The organism is Roseateles sp. DB2, assembly GCF_051857535.1.
In the GTDB taxonomy this organism is placed as follows: Bacteria; Pseudomonadota; Gammaproteobacteria; order Burkholderiales; family Burkholderiaceae_C; genus Roseateles_B.
Genome location: NZ_JBPZGY010000001.1, coordinates 399147 through 413821 on the forward strand (window position 1 = coordinate 399147; position 14675 = coordinate 413821).

8 protein-coding genes are annotated in these 14675 nt (G+C 66.9%); 3 read left to right on the top strand and 5 right to left on the bottom strand.

Annotated elements, in window-relative coordinates:
- The first annotated feature begins 293 nt into the window (after nucleotides 1–293).
- The gene (locus ACS5PK_RS01730) at nucleotides 294–1445 is read left to right on the top strand and encodes an NAD(P)/FAD-dependent oxidoreductase (RefSeq protein ID WP_439438545.1); all 1152 of its coding nucleotides are present in this window, start codon (nucleotides 294–296) and stop codon (nucleotides 1443–1445) included.
- A 285-nt stretch (nucleotides 1446–1730) separates the two neighbouring features.
- On the opposite strand, the gene ACS5PK_RS01735 is transcribed toward ACS5PK_RS01730, so the two are convergent.
- The 3 genes from ACS5PK_RS01735 to ACS5PK_RS01745 all read right to left on the bottom strand — a co-directional run bounded on the left by ACS5PK_RS01735 (nucleotide 1731) and on the right by ACS5PK_RS01745 (nucleotide 8840).
- Nucleotides 1731–3755 carry a glycosyl hydrolase family 18 protein gene (locus ACS5PK_RS01735; RefSeq protein ID WP_439438546.1) on the bottom strand — a complete coding sequence of 675 codons (2025 nt, stop codon included), beginning with the start codon at nucleotides 3753–3755 and terminating at the stop codon, nucleotides 1731–1733.
- Between the two features lie 90 nt (nucleotides 3756–3845).
- Nucleotides 3846–6983 (bottom strand): chitinase C-terminal domain-containing protein, encoded by a 3138-nt coding sequence (locus tag ACS5PK_RS01740; protein ID WP_439438547.1) that lies wholly within the window; start codon nucleotides 6981–6983, stop codon nucleotides 3846–3848.
- Between the two features lie 126 nt (nucleotides 6984–7109).
- Nucleotides 7110–8840, bottom strand: coding sequence for a glycoside hydrolase family 19 protein (locus ACS5PK_RS01745; protein WP_439438548.1), 1731 nt, complete (start codon nucleotides 8838–8840; stop codon nucleotides 7110–7112).
- 275 nt (nucleotides 8841–9115) lie between these two features.
- On the opposite strand from ACS5PK_RS01745, the gene ACS5PK_RS01750 reads away from it, so the two are divergent.
- A complete protein-coding gene (locus ACS5PK_RS01750; RefSeq protein WP_439438549.1) occupies nucleotides 9116–9433 on the top strand; it encodes a hypothetical protein in 318 nt (105 codons plus the stop codon).
- A gap of 443 nt (nucleotides 9434–9876) precedes the next feature.
- Here ACS5PK_RS01750 and ACS5PK_RS01755 read toward each other — a convergent pair whose 3' ends face one another.
- Both ACS5PK_RS01755 and ACS5PK_RS01760 read right to left on the bottom strand, forming a co-directional pair.
- Complete coding sequence (locus ACS5PK_RS01755; RefSeq protein ID WP_439438550.1) at nucleotides 9877–10983, bottom strand: lipase family protein; 1107 nt, start codon at nucleotides 10981–10983, stop codon at nucleotides 9877–9879.
- A gap of 41 nt (nucleotides 10984–11024) precedes the next feature.
- Entirely contained in the window at nucleotides 11025–11927 is a 903-nt protein-coding gene (locus tag ACS5PK_RS01760; RefSeq protein WP_439438551.1) for a peptidoglycan-binding domain-containing protein, read from the bottom strand.
- A 262-nt stretch (nucleotides 11928–12189) separates the two neighbouring features.
- Between ACS5PK_RS01760 and ACS5PK_RS01765 the strand changes: the two genes are divergently transcribed.
- On the top strand, nucleotides 12190–14673 hold the full coding sequence (locus tag ACS5PK_RS01765) for a BamA/TamA family outer membrane protein (protein WP_439438552.1): 2484 nt from the start codon (nucleotides 12190–12192) through the stop codon (nucleotides 14671–14673).
- Nucleotides 14674–14675 lie beyond the last annotated feature (2 nt).

The window sequence follows — 14675 nt, forward strand, 5'->3', positions numbered from 1 at the left end:
TCCCTGGCGCCAGCGGCGGGACTGGTGTCCGCTCTGCGATCCAGGCCTCCTTTCGCCCTTGGCTGCACGGCTCGAGAGGGCCGTGTCGGCGGGGCGCCCTCGGGGGCGGCCTGGATGACCTTGGCTGGTCCGGCTGGCTGGGCGGCGGCCTGTCAAGATCAGACGGGTCGCTGCCATGGGGCAAAGTGTCTTGCAGGTGACAAGCGCCGCATGAGGGGAAAAACACCCGGCCGTCCCAGCATTTGAGGCTCTGCGTGAAATAGTCGGCGGCCCTGGCCGGGCACAATGGCGGGATGGAAACCGTGGAAACCGTGGAAGCCCTGGTGATCGGTGCCGGCGTGGTGGGCTTGGCCGTTGCCCGCAGCTTGGTCCGCGAAGGGCTGGAGACCCTGGTCCTGGAGCAGGACACGGCCATCGGGCAGGGCATCAGCTCCCGCAATTCCGAGGTGATCCATGCGGGCCTCTACTACCCGACAGGATCGCTCAAGGCCCGCTGCTGCTTGCGAGGCCGGCAGTTGCTCTACGACTTCTGCGAGGCCCGCCAGGTGCCACACCACCGCTGCGGCAAGCTGTTGGTAGCCACGGCGCCCGCCCAGCGCGCGGCGCTGGAGGCCCTGGCGGTACAGGCTCGCGTCAACGGTGTTGACGATCTGCGCTGGCTCAGCGGGCCCGAGGCGCAGGCCTTGGAGCCGGCCCTGATGGCGGATGCCGCCTTGCTGTCACCCTCGACCGGCATCGTGGACAGCCACACCCTGATGCTGGCGCTGCAAGCCGATCTGGAGGCAGGAGGGGGTCAGGTCTCGCTCTGCACCCGCGTACTGGGCTGGCATGCGACGCCACAGGGGTTGCATGTGCTTCGAGTGCGCTCGGCGGACGGTGAAGTGTCCGAGCTGGGCTGCCGTGTGCTGGTCAACGCGGCAGGCCTGTGGGCCACGGCTCTGGCCGAGGCCAGCACGGGCCTGCCTCCGGGACTCGGTACGGCCTTCTGCAAGGGCAGCTATTTCAGCCTGCAGGGGCGCGCTCCGTTCTCTCGGCTGATCTATCCCATGCCCGAGGAGGGCGGCCTGGGTGTTCACCTGACCCTGGACCTGGGCGGGCAGGCACGCTTCGGACCGGATGTGCAGTGGCTGCCCGAGGACGCCAGGCCCGAGTCCCTGGACTACGCCGTTGAGCCCTCGCGCATGCAGGGCTTCGAGGCTGATATCCGCCGCTACTGGCCCGGCCTGCCGGACGGTGCGCTGCAGCCGGCCTACAGCGGCGTGCGGCCCAAGCTGCATCGCCCAGGCAGCGCCGAGGCGGACTTCCAAATAGAAGGGCCCGCCCGACATGGCCGGGCGGGCCTCGTGCATCTTCTGGGCATCGAATCCCCCGGCCTGACCAGTTGCCTGGCCCTGGCCGAGGAGGTCGTGCAATGCCTGGCGCTTGATTCAACGGTCCCAATTTAGGGCGTCTGGGCCGAGCGCTGGGCCGCTCTCAAGCCGGCCCCAAAAGCACAGTGGGCGGCTCAAGCTCATCTGCTGTGCGGTCCCCCCGGGGGACAGCACAGGATCGCCCGCGTTCAGCTGGGCGATCCTGTGCGAGGGGTCTTCTGACTTCGGGGCCGAGCGCTGGGCCGCTCCCAAGCCGGCCCCAAAAGCACAGTGGGCGGCTCAAGGCCGCCCGCTGTGCTGTCCCCTCGGGGGACCGCCCAGACTCGCCCGCGTTCAGCGGGGCGAGTCTGGGCGAGGGGCTCACTTCAATCCGTTGCTGATCGCCTTCAACAGCGTCGCCTGGCTGTCGTCACCGTTGAACTCCCAGAAGAAGGCACCGCCCAGTCCCTTGTTCTTGGCGTAGCTCATCTTCTCGGTGATCTGCGCCGGGGTGTCGAAGCTCCAGAAGGTCGTGCCGTTGTAGATCCACTGGGCGCGGCTTTGCGGGTCGACGAAGCTCGGGTAGCCGAGGGCCTTGAGGATCTTGTAGTCCTCGATGCCCTTCTCGTACTTGCCCGGGGCAGCGGTGCCTTTCTGGTAGAGGCCATTGTTGACGTTGGCGACACCCGTCCAGCCCCGGCCATAGAAGCCGATGCCGATCTGCAGCTTGCTGGCCGGTACGCCCTTGTTCAGGAAGGCCTGCAGGGCGGCGTCGGTGTTGTAGGACTTCACGTCACCCGTGGCCGGATCGCTGCTGTTGGCATAGAGGGGCGAGTGGAAGCCGGTGGTGTCTTCCCAGCCGCCGTGGAAGTCATACGTCATGACGTTGATGAAGTCCACGTAGGGGTGGAACTTGTCCGGCTCGATCACGCGGATCTTGTCCACCCCGGCAGGTGCGGCAATGGACAGCAGCAGGCCCGGGCGGATGGCATCGAGCTGCTTGCGGAACTCGGCCAGCAGGCCGGTGAAGTTCGCCGTGTCCTCGGGCTTGCCACAGGCCAGGCCACAGGCGGCCGGGTACTCCCAGTCGATGTCGATACCGTCGAACAGGCCGGCTGCTGCCCCCTGGCCACCGGCGTACTCCACCGAGGGCAGGTTGCCCTTGATGTAGGCGTCCACGCAGCTCTTGACGAAGGCGGCGCGGTTCTCGGGCTTGGCAGCCTCGGAGAAGCCACGCGAGTAGGTCCAGCCGCCCAGCGAGATCAGCACCTTCAGCTTCGGGTACTTGGCCTTGAGCTTCTTGAGCTGGCCCCAGTTGCCGCGCAGCGGGGCGTCCCAGGCGTCGGCCTTGCCGTCGATGCTGGTCGCGGCGTCGAAGGACTTGGTGTAGTCCGCGAAGGCATCGCCACCCACGCCGGTCTGCTCGTTCACGGGGACGGTGACGCCGACCTCGCACTTGTTGTTGCGCACATTGCCGAAGGCGTAGTTGATGTGCGTGAGCAGGGGCGCGGAGCCGCTGGTCTCGATGTTCTTGACGAAGTACTTGCGGTCGTAGATGCCCCACTGCGCGAAGTAGCCCAGCACGTTCTTGCCGCCGACGGTGGCCTTGTCGGTGCGCACGTTGAGGGCGGGCGAGGCGGGCGAGGCGCCGGCTTCGCTGACGGCCTGCACGCTGAAGCTGTAGTCGGTGTCAGGGGTCAGGCCATTGACGCTGGCGGTGGTGGCGGGGCCCTGGGCAGCCTGTGCCGAGCCCTGCAGCACGCGGTACTGCACCGTGCAGTTGGCGCCGGCAGGCACCGAGTTCCAGCTCAGGTTCACGCCGGTGCTGGACTTGGATGGCGCGGTGAGGCCCGTGGGCGTGGCCGGCGTGGTCGTGCAGGTGCCGGCGCTGCTGGTCTTGGCGCTCAGGGCGCCGCTCTGGGCGGAGGCGTTGCCGGCCTTGTCACGGGCGCGGACGGTGTAGCTGTAGCTGGTGTTGGCGGCCAGGCCGCTGTCCACATAGCTGGTGCCGGTGGGCGAGCTCACCAGCGTGCCGTTGCGGTAGACGTCATAGCCTGCGACGCCGCTGCCGGCGTCGGTGGAGGCGGCCCAGCTCAGCGTGATGCTGCTGGCGGTGATGCCGCTGGCGGCCAGGCTGGAGGGCACGGTGGGCGCCGTGGTGTCGGTGTTGCCGCCGTCGCAGGCACCGAGCTGCTTCCAGACGTCCCACTGGCCGGACTTGAGCGCGGGGCTCTCGTTCTGAGTCCACCACTTGGCCTGGTAGGCCTGGCTGTTTTGCTGGACCACGGCGCCGCCCGTGTAGACGGCGCTGGAGCTCCAGGTCTGAACGCCGGTGCAGTTATAGGCCTGGGCGCTGCCGGTGGCGAGGCCGGCTGCCAGGGCGATGAGTTTGAGCGAGTGTTTCATGAGCATTGAAGAGAGAGAGGTCGAGGGGAGGGCCCGCCGCCGAAAGGAGGGGTGGCGGGCCCGGACTTCAGGATCCCTGGGGTGCCCCGGTCAGGGCTGTTGGGCCCGGCCGCGGCTGACGGCGGCCTTCAGGGCATTGAGCGTGACATTGGTGGCGCCGCGCCGTGCTTCCTGCTGCAGGACATAGCTCTTGCCGCCGAAGCTCACGATCCAGTTGCTGGGCGTGGGCATGGGCAGGTAGTAGTTCAGCTTGATGGCCACGCTGGCGCCGGGAGCCAGGGTCTGCCAACTGGGCAGCTTGAAGGCCGCGCGATGGAAGTCGTTCTTCAGGCCGCCGACGTTGTTGCCCGCGGCATTGGAGCCGTTGCTGACGACCTTGAGGCCAAAGCCGCTCTGGTCCGTCAGCGAGGCCGGAATGGCCGTGGGGATGTCGAAGCTGAAGTCCGTGCCGCCGGGCAGGGTCTGGCTGCTCTTGTTGGTGATGGTGAGCGTGGGGTTGATGGGGTAGTTGGCATCACCCAGGGCGAAGCCGCCGATGCTGAACTGCACATCGATGGCCTCGGCGGGCATGGTCGCGCTGGTCAGGCGGTTGCCATAGGGGGCGGCGGTCTTGAACTTGTTGTAGAGCAGGTTCGTGAGCGTGCTGCCCATGCCGTACTCGGCCTTGGCGTTGTCGTAGGCATAGTCGCCGGCCAGCTCCCAGAACATCACGCCGCCAATGCCGCGGTCCGCCACGTACTGGGCTTTGACGCCCAGGGACTGCTCGTCCTCGATGGACAGGAAGACCTTCTTGGTGGGGTTCCACAGCCAGGGTGCGACGAGCGTGCCGTCGTAGTAGCGGGTGTAGGTGCCCACGAACTGGTCCTGCGGGTTGGTGGCCGGGTTCAGGCCATAGGCGCCGATGTAGCTGCCGCTCTTGCCGGCCGCCAGGTTCATGGTGTGCCACAGCGGGTTGGAGCCGGCCGGCACTTCCTTGCTGGCCACGTCCAGGTCATGCCAGAGGTTGTCCAGGCCGATGGCGCCCGCACCGCACTTCTGCACCGTGCCGCCGCCCGTGCCGGGGGGGCACTTGGTCTGGTCGGCCTGGGCTGCCGTGCCCCACAGGCCGTTGGTGCCGCCCGTCACGTCCTTCCAGCCGCGCGTGTAGTAAGGCACGCCGATGTTGATGCGGCCCGCCGGCATGGCGCCGCGGAAGTAGTGGTAGGCCCAGTCTGTGTTCAGGTAGCCGATGCGGCCGTACTGAGAGGCGGTGTAGTAGCTCCAGGCCACCAGTTCCGAGTCCTTGCCGTCGTCGTACAGCGCCGCATTGGGGCCCACGAACTGGTTCCAGGCGCCGTGCAGGTCGTAGCTCATGATGTTGACGTAGTCCAGGTACTTGGTGACCTGGTACGTTTCCATGCCGCGCAGCAGATAGCCCGAGGCCGGTGCCGCGACGGTGAGCATGTAGTGGCGGGCGTCCTGCTGGCCGGCGGCGTCGAGCTTGGCGCGCAGGGTCTGCATCAGCGTCACGTAGTTCTTCATCAGCGAGGCTCGCCGGGCGTTGCTGATGGTGAAGTCATCCGGATTGCCGGCGTCCTTCATGCTGGTGGCGTATTCGTAGTCGATGTCCACGCCATCGAAGCCGTACTGGCGCAGGAAGGCCACGGCGGAATCGGCGAAGGTATTGATGCCCGCTGTGTTGGCACTGCCGTCGGCATTGGTGGTCATGGTGTAGAAGCCACCGCTGGCCACGCGCTTGCCGGTGTCGTCGAAGTAGCCGCCGGTCTCGGCCCAGCCGCCCACGGAAACCAGGGTCTTGACCTTGGGGTACTGCTTCTTGAACTTGCTGAGCAGGTTGAAGTGGCCCTTGTAGGACAGCGTGCTGTCCATCTCGGCGCCCGCCACGCCGGGCCAGGTCATGCCGGTGGCCGCGTTGTTGGGGTCGGCGGTGTTGCCCACCGAGAGCTTGTTGGCGCCGTCGACGTGGGCGAAGGCGTAGTTGATGTGGGTCAGCTGGCCCCAGGGGATGTTGCTGGCCAGGTAGGCGGGCGTGCCGTCCTTGCCGGTGCGCCAGCTGGTGAAGTAGCCGATGATGCGGCGCGGCTTGTCGGCGCCCATCAGCTCGCGACCCTGGTCGTCATAGACCTTGCAGTAGGCCGGCGCGGTGCCGGGCGTGGTGTAGAGGCCTTCCGGGCGGCACTTCTCGTCCCCGGTGGACGTGCCGCTGACCGTGACGCGGGCGGCGCTGCTGTTGGCGGTGGCGCCCTTGTCGTCGGTGGCGCGGGCGCTGAGGTCATGCACGCCGGTGCGAGCCGTCCAGCTGATGCTGAAGGGCGCCGTCGTGTCCTCGGCGATCAGCACGCCGTTGTCGTAGAAGGCCACCTTGGCCACGCTGCCGTCCGGGTCGGAGGCGGTGGCGGAGACGGTCAGCACCGCGCCGTCCGTGGCGCTGCTGCCGTCCGTGGGCGCGCTCAGGGACACGACAGGCGGCTTGTTGACGGTGCCGCTGGTGACGGTGACGGACTGGCTCTTGCTGCTGGTGGCGCCCTTGTTGTCGGTCACGGTGAGGGTGACGGTGTAGGTGCCGGCCGCGGCGTAGGTCCGGCTGGCAGTGGCGCCGGTGGCGCTGCCGCCGTCGCCAAAGGTCCAGGCGTAGCTGGCGATGCTGCCGTCGGGGTCGGTCGAGCCGCTGCCGTTGACGCTCAGCACGAGGCCGCTGGCGCTGCTGGTGAAGCTGGCCACGGGCGGCTGGTTGACGGTGCCGCTGGTGACGGTGACGGACTGGCTCTTGCTGCTGGTGGCGCCCTTGTTGTCCGTCACGGTGAGGGTGACGGTGTAGGTGCCGGCGGCGGCATAGGTCCGGCTGGCGGTGGCGCCGCTGGCGCTGCTGCCGTCGCCGAAGGTCCAGGCGTAACTGGCGATGCTGCCGTCAGGGTCGGTCGAGCCGCTGCCGTTGACGCTTAGCACCAGGCCGCTGCTGCTTGCGCTGAAGCTGGCCACTGGTGGCTGGTTGACGGAGCCGTCGCAGGCGCCGAGCTGCTTCCAGACGTCCCATTGGCCGGACTTGAGCGCGGGGCTTTCGTTCTGGGTCCACCACTTGGCCTGGTAGGCCTGGTTGCTCTGCTGGACCACGGCGCCGCCTGTGTAGACGGCGCTGGAGCTCCAGGTCTGCACACCGGTGCAGTTGTAGGCGAAGGCGGGGAGGACGCTGCTGCCGATCAGCAGCGCCAGTACCGTGCGTTGATGCATGGCGGTTCCTTGAGGGTTCGTGAAAGGGATGCACGAAGCCAGGACCACAGGCGCGAGGCCAGGGTCCGGCAGTCGGGAGGAAAGGTCAGGGAGAGAGGATCCCGGGGACTGTTTTTTCTTGGGTGCTCAGGGCTTCACGATGACGTCGAAGTACTTCTCGACGCAGCGCTGGTAGTCCCCGGCCTTCAGGGAGAAGTACGCGGTCTGGTAGCCCACCAGCTTGCAGGCGAAGGCCTTGCCCTCGGGCATTTCCGCGTGATAGGACCAGTCCTGGTCCCAGTAGATGTCCAGGGCGCCGGCACCGCCGACGGCAAAGGACTTCTGGTTGGCGCAACCCAACTCCTCGGTGGAGGGGATGGGCACGCCCAGGGCCGCCGCATGCTCACGGTAGTAGGCGATGCGGTTGACGGATTGCGGCTTCTCGTAGCCCTGGCCGCATTCGATGCCGCCGTTGATGATGTTGGTGGTGGCGCCGAAGCCGGGCTTGATGCCGGCGGCCGTGTCGACCGCATTGGGCTTCCAGGTGCCGTCCACCACATGCAGCATGCTGGGCTTGGGCGACGCGGGGTAGACGTAGAAGAACACGGCCGAGGCCAGGTTCAGCCAGGTGTCGGCCACCTGCTCGGGGTTGTTGAGCAGGACCTTCACGTCACCGAACATGGCGTCGGAGAAGGGGCCGTAGTTGTAGTTGTACGAGAGCTGCTTGGCGCCGCGGCCGAAGTACTGTTTGTAGCGCCCCTGGGCGTCCTTGCCGCAGGGCCAGGTCTGGCCTTGCCAGGTGCTTGGGGTGCACTCGTTGTTGTAGGGGCAGCCGTAGGTCGATTCGCTGCAGCCCGCTTCGCGCACGAAGTACAGGGCCTGGCGCCACTGCGGCGTCGGGCTGTTGGGGTCATGCGCGCCCGTCTCCTGCGTGAAGTGGGCGAACATGGTGGCCAGGGTCTTGCGGCAGATGGCGTCCGAGTCGCGACCGTCCGTGTAGGACATGCACACGCCCGAGAACTTGGCGATGGCCTGCAGCAGCCCGGTATAGGTGTAGGACTTGTCGCGCAGGGGAAAGAGAAACTCCCAGCGGCTGGCCGGCAGGAGCCGCTCGACCCGCTTGACGTTCTCGGGGTTGCTGGCCAGCCCCGGGGCCACCGCGGCCACCGTGCTGTTGTCCCGCGTGGCGATGGAGGCCTTGACGGCGCGGAAGAGGGCGGTGTCTGTCAGTCGGGCTTCGGTAGCCCGCACGTCGGACTGCTTCAGGATGTACTTGCCCGTGGCCGGATCCTTGACCACCACGGCCAGGGTGAAGGATTGCGACTTGGCGCCGGTCGCGCCCTTGTTGTCAGTCACCGTGAGGCTGACGGCATAGGTGCCCGAGGCCGCGTAGGCATGCGTGACCTTGGCGCCACTGGCGCTGCTGCCGTCGCCGAAGCTCCATTGGTAGCTGCTGATCTGCCCGTCTGGGTCGGTGGACGTGCTGGCGTCCAGCGAGAGGTTCAGGCGGTCCACGCTGCTGCTGAAGGCTGCGATGGGGGGCTTGTTGCCAGGATCGGTCCCGCCGCCACCGCCGTCACAACTGCCCAGCAACTTCCAGACCGCCCAGGCGCCGGAATTGGCGGCGGGGGACTGGCCCTGGGTCCACCAGTTGGCGCTGTAGGCCTTGCCTGACTCCTGCACCTGCTGGCCCGAGGTGTAGGCCGTGGCGCTGTTCCACACGGCGATGCCCGTGCAGCTGAGGGCCTGGGCATGGCCGGCCGCCACGATGAGGGGCAGTGCCGCGAGCGTTGTCCTCAGGAAGGACGTGGCGCGGACCGGGCCGCGGGATGGGGATGCCATGGCCTTGAAGCCATGAGGTACTGCGCTTGCAAACATGAACGGGTCTCCTGCGTTCAACGTGCGCTGCTGATCTTGCGCTGGGCGTCTCTTGCGCCCGAGGAAGACGTGGCGCTCAACAACACGCCCCGTCCGCAGCTACCAGACCAGTACCACCAGTAGTCTTGTAGTGGTATGCACTTTAGATACCACTTTATGCAAAAACATTGATACAAACACCTAGTACCACGGTAACCCCGTGTAAGGTTGATGACCAATACGAGACCAGATGCGCGGATCGCCCAGGGGCGGATGCCGGTGGTCTGCGACCAGCCATGCTGCGAGAGAAGGTTCTCAGTGTTTACGCGGAGTGCATGCGCCTCGCGCTTGCGCGCCTCTGGCGGACCCGGCATTCCGGCGCTGACGCGACCATTGAAGCTCGTATGCCCATCTCCTCCACCAGCGATGCGTCCGGTCTCTATGTCGCCATCGGCCTGGCGTTCGATCCCTGGTGCTTCGGGCATTCGCTGCTGCAGCTGTCTGCATCGCTGCATCCAGCCGCGCGCAGTGCGCTGGTATTTCTCATCGCGAGCGTCATCGTCTATCGGCGGCACCGGTCCATGCACATGAGTGATTGGCTCTGGCGGACCTGATGCCTGCTGCACCACAGCCCCATTCGGCGCTTGGTGCAATCCGCGCGGGCATGTCCAGGTCTGCGGCTTCCCGGAGCGCGCCGGGAGCCGGTGTGCGACATGCTGATGGGGAAGGGCTCAGCACCTGAGCCCGAGCGCAGGGTCGGGCCTCGCCCTTCCCCTGCGCACGTGCTGGTGCGTGATCCGCTCCCCCTTCCTGTGCCTTGCTTGCCGTCCGCGCAGACGGTGGCTTGAGGCCCATCCAGCCGACCATGAGAAACGGTCGATGCGCAGACGGCTCTCCATGATTGCCATGGGCCGGGGTGCATCCTTACTTGCGCCAGCAGCCGTTACAGCGAAATCCGGATCGCCGGTTCAGGCAGGCGTCCAGCGGACGCTGATCGCGGCCGGCAGCGTGACGTCCCCACGCCCCTCCAAGGAGCGCAGGCGCATCGCCGATGTCATCAGGCCGTGGGCCAGAAGGCTCGCAGGTAGTTGATCGGCGCGTGGTCGCTCAGTGGGCGCGGGAGCCTGGGGCCTACAGCGGCCCTGTAGTCTTCAAGGTGCGCCAGATCACAGTTGCCGTCGGCCTGGGCTGGGGTCGGGTGGTCGACCCGCTGGCCGTCAGAATCGATGCAAACGACATCGCCCACATGCCGGTAGGCAAGAATGAAGTCGGAGGGCGGAATCCGGGTGATCACGTCCAGTGCGTTGACAACGCGGGTGGCGGACACGCCGGAGGTTGCGAAGGCGCTTGCGAAGGCGCTTGCGAAGGCGCTGTCGCCCACCCGGGGCGAACCCATGGTGATCAGCCGTGTGGCCGGACCGGGAAAACGGACCGCCACGAGGGTCGCGATGGCTGCACCCAGGCTGTGGCCGCACAGCAGCAGCCGGGAACGGTCGGCATGTGTGGCCAGCCAGCGCTCCACCGCCGGGAAAACGGCCGTGGCCCCTTGCGCGAAGCCATGGTGGATATGCCCCGTCCACCCCTCAGCCTTCAATGGCAGGAACATGGCGTCAAGCAGCAGATCTGAGGGCGCATCAGCCTGCGTGCCGCGAAATGCAAGCAGCGCCAGCTTGTCCTTCCTTCGGTAGGCGGCGAAGCCCTGCGTGTGGGTATGGCGCGATAAGGAGGCCATCTGGGACAGGCACAGCGCCGCCGAGTTGATCAGCGGCTCTTGGATCAAGTCAGTGAGCGCGCCCGGCTGGCCGTCTATCAGGGCGCTGAGACCCAGGTCCGGGAGCTTGAACGACTTGGGCAGCAGCTGCCTCAACGCCGACCGATTGAGGTCGGGCAGCTGCAGGGGGCCGCCGGCTTGCAGCAGGGTCGTCCAGGAGGGCAGGGCGTCGTTGAAATACGCGAACTCGTCAAAGCCGACGCTTCTCAGAGACGCTTCCAGCAGCTCCTTGTCGGTCGTCAAGCTCTCGAATCGGAAGTAGGCCAGGCGAGCGGCTTCCAGGGCCAGCGTCAGCTCGTCCTTGGGTTGGTGATCCGCACTGAACAGAGGGGGATGGGCCTGCTCCGGATGGAACAGGGCCTGTGGCGTGTCGTCGTAGGGCAGGGGCGGCATGGCGTGCGATGGGTGGGGTGGGGCGGCAACCAGGCGAGCGCTCAGCCGAGATCGGCGGCAGTGATCACCGTGGTCATGAACCTGAAGCCTCGATTGGCGAGATAGCGGGGGTCTGCTTTCACCAGTGCCATGAAGGCCTGATGCCCGCTCTTTGTCCGGCCGACCAGGCAACCGGCGCTCGCGTTGCCGATGTCATCGACCGGCCGGTTGTAGCCCGAATGCTGATTGATGCCGAACAGGCCGGTGAACTGGCGGTCGTCCTCGCGCCTGAAATCTTCATTCAGGTCACGATAGACGGTGATCTCCTTGACCTGCACCAGGGCTTCATGGGCGATGGCCGGGGTGCCTCTGGGGTGCATGCCGACCGACCAGCTCTTGAACTGGCCCAGGGCGATCCGGGCCGCGCCCTGTGGGTCCAGCTTCTGGAGCTTGACGTAGTAATAGCCGGGTCCGGTGGTGCCCTCCCAGGCACCAGCGATCTCCGGTTCGCCCGAAGTGTTGATGCGCAGCACGACGCGGAGATCATTGAAGACGTTGGCCTCATCGGCATTGGGCGTGCCGTCTGGGTTCAATCCTTCGATGTAGACAATGTTGACGCAATCCGGATGGCGCGTGATCCACCAGCGCTTCGACAGCAGGGCCCCGGCGATGCGACCCGCCAAGGTGGTCGTTGGCTTGATCGGAAACAGCGCGCCGACCGATGGATCCAGCAGGGCCTGGGCCATCGCCGCATCGAGCTGCCCCTTGCCAGGCGAACCGATCTTGCGCAGGAACTCGTCCAGGGCCCATTGGGACACCGGGCCGAAGTCGCCATCTGCCGGCGGCTCGATCAAGCCGGCTGCGATCAGCCTTTGCTGGACTTCCGTGGCCAGCGGGTGGTCGCCACCGATGGCGGAGGTGGCGATGGCGGCTGTGGTTCCGTTGGCGATTGCTTGCAGGCCCATGCAACATCCCATCCTGCGGCTGTCTGAACTCCGCGCATGATGCTGAGCGGCCTGGCGGCCGGCAAGTGCGGGGAGTGACTCGCCTAGTGAATTTTGTGGATGCAGTGCGCCCAAGGCTCCGCTATAAAGGCGCGTTTCAATAACGACAGAGTTGTGCATGAGCATGCAGGGCTGCCACTCACCTCTGGATGCCAGCCCTGGGGCGCATGTGAAACGGCCATGGGGTCGTGGCCTGCCCTGGCTTCTGGTCATGTCCGGGTTGATGATGACCCCGCCTCCTGGCCAGGCCGATCCCCTGCCGCCGAGTGCTGCTGCAAGCCCTGCCACGGCCCTCAGCGGTCCGGTGAAGGCACCGGTGTTCAGTGTCCAGCTGGAACTGCGCGATGGACGCATCGGCCCCGTCGCCGGTTCTGCCGCCCTTGAATGGCCGGACCCACGGACGAGAGTGGCCTTCTCGGGCGAATTCTGCGGGCGGACCGAAGCCTCGCTTGTCCAAGAGCTGTTGGCTTATGTGCAGGCCCAGTTTGCACGTCGCGGCAAGGTCCTCGAAGAGATCACGCGCTCCACAAAGAGCCCGGAGCGCGCTCGCCAGCTGGAGCAGCTCGCGAGCACGGACGAGGAAACCAGGAAGTTGTGGGCCGGAGAGACCTGGCCCATCGACGCCGCCGCGATGCTGCTGGAGGCATGGCGAACCCGGATGGCGGCGAAACACCCGACCATGATGCTGAACAGCATGGATATGGACGGCCTGATGGCCGACCTTCACGAAGACAACAAGACGCTGGCGGAGGGGCCGCTGCTGCCTCTGCCAAGGTCAATGGGACGGCTCAAGTACGTGCTGGCTCCCCCTCACCTGCGTCCCCGCGTGACCGCCACGGCCAACGTCGCCCAGTGGCTGCCCTTGCTCGACGAATTGCAGGACATCGCCGACCGACGGCAATGCAAGCTCTGGTACCGCGACGCGGTGGCCGAGCCCATGGCGGACTACCTGGACGCCCGGGGCATGGCTGTTTCGTCGGTGTTGACGGAGCGTGATCATCGGAACGCGGCGGCACTGGGCGCCTGGTCGGTCGCCAATCCGGAGCAGAGCAATCTGCGCGTGGAACGTCCTGTGTGGACGCCGGCGGCGAACCCGCAAGAGGCCGCGGCATCGGGCTTCGTTGGCGGCGGCCGCATCCTGCTGGAGCCGGCCCCCTACCTTCAGACCATTTACCTGCAGGGGAGCCCCTTGGAGATCATGAAGGGCCTCTATCTGCTGTTGCCAAGCGCTGACTACGATCGCGTTCTGCAGGCCAAGGAAAGGTACCTGTGTGCGACCCAGGCCTACTGGAGGCCCCCTGGGGAGGAGCCTGCCGTGCAGTTGCCACTGGACGATTCCATGCCAGGCCTTGACGGCAGTTCCTTGAGCGTTGCTCATCAGTCCTTCGGTCGCGACCAACTGGCCGATCGTGTGCAGCGGCTGCAGGCCTATGGACTGAATGCCAGCCTGGCAGAGTTCAATGGCGTTCGCGGGCCCGAGCTGGGCGAAAGGCGCGGGCGCAGGCCCTCCCCGATGCTGCACCGGGCAGTGTTGCGGCTGGAATCCAGCCAGGCGCAGGCGCCTGGCGAAGTGCTGCCTGGCCTTCGCTCCTGCCAGACGCCCCGGGACCCGCCCATTACCGATTGCGCGGCTGACGAGGGGCGGTCAGGCTGTGCCCCGCATGCGGAGGCACGCAATCTCAGGGCGGGGGATCTGGAACCGGAGCCGGTGGCTCGCGAACTCCGGGTGCTGAAGAACCATCTGCGGTTCGGCGCTGCCTGGCCCTCGGGTAGGCCGCCCAAGCTCACGGCGCAATACGCCCATGACGGCTTGCTGCCGGGTGACAGCTTCCAGGTCGAATTGGGCGAGCAGAGCAAGACCTCGGGACAGGCCTCCTACACCCGCGACTTCGTGGGGTTCCCCTGGCTGTCCCGCCGCTTGCAGCTGAGTGGCAAGGTCTTCAGCCAGTTCGCGCCCGAGCGGGCGGTGCAGACTGGCGCGCCGGATGAGCGCAGACAGGGCGTCGAGCTGCGCGGACGCCTGGATCTGTTCCGAGACCATGGTGGCTTTGCGCAGGCCGACTTCGGCGCATCGCGCAGCCGCATCACCCTCAAGGCGGCCAGCGACCTGACCACCACCGCGTCGCTGCTGGACCTGAACCTCGTCCTTGCGCAGTCACGGCCCTGGACGCCGGCCGGCTGGCGGGGCGAGATCGTGGCAGGGCTTGCTCACGGGCGAGCCGATGGCAGGCGCTATCAGCGCTACACGGCCGAAGCGGTGGCCCAGACGATGCTGGGCGCGCTCGACAGGGCCACGATCCGCTTGAAGTGGGGGCGGATCGCCGGGGAGCCCCCCTTGGCCGAATACCTGCCGTTCGGCGGGCCGGACAGCGTCCGCGGCTACCGGGAAGACTCCATCACGGGGCGGCGTGTGTACAGCGCGCAGCTGGAGTATTCGCGCCCTGCACCCTGGATGCCGTCGGACCAGGAACTGGCCCGGCTCATTCGTCGCAAGCTGGCGCTCGCGGTCTTTGCCGACCTGGGCGAGGTCCAGGGGTCGCCGACCCAGTCCGATGGCCGTCGCTATGCCGCGGGCCTGGGCTTGCGATTTCGCTATGACGAAGGCATCACGCTGCGGCTCGACGCAGCCCGGCCCGTGGGCAGCGTGCCTGCCGGCGAACAGGGCCTGAGGCTGCAGTTCGGCCTCGTGTACCTGCAAAAGCTTTGATC

Bases quoted from the DNA above. Each gene is read 5' to 3' on its own strand.
- ACS5PK_RS01750 (WP_439438549.1), top strand. From the start codon at position 9,116: ATGCTGCGAGAGAAGGTTCTCAGTGTTTACGCGGAGTGCATGCGCCTC.
- ACS5PK_RS01735 (WP_439438546.1), bottom strand. From the start codon at position 3,755: ATGAAACACTCGCTCAAACTCATCGCCCTGGCAGCCGGCCTCGCCACC.
- ACS5PK_RS01760 (WP_439438551.1), bottom strand. From the start codon at position 11,927: ATGGGCCTGCAAGCAATCGCCAACGGAACCACAGCCGCCATCGCCACC.
- ACS5PK_RS01745 (WP_439438548.1), bottom strand. From the start codon at position 8,840: ATGTTTGCAAGCGCAGTACCTCATGGCTTCAAGGCCATGGCATCCCCA.
- ACS5PK_RS01740 (WP_439438547.1), bottom strand. From the start codon at position 6,983: ATGCATCAACGCACGGTACTGGCGCTGCTGATCGGCAGCAGCGTCCTC.
- ACS5PK_RS01755 (WP_439438550.1), bottom strand. From the start codon at position 10,983: ATGCCGCCCCTGCCCTACGACGACACGCCACAGGCCCTGTTCCATCCG.
- ACS5PK_RS01765 (WP_439438552.1), top strand. From the start codon at position 12,190: ATGATGACCCCGCCTCCTGGCCAGGCCGATCCCCTGCCGCCGAGTGCT.
- ACS5PK_RS01730 (WP_439438545.1), top strand. From the start codon at position 294: ATGGAAACCGTGGAAACCGTGGAAGCCCTGGTGATCGGTGCCGGCGTG.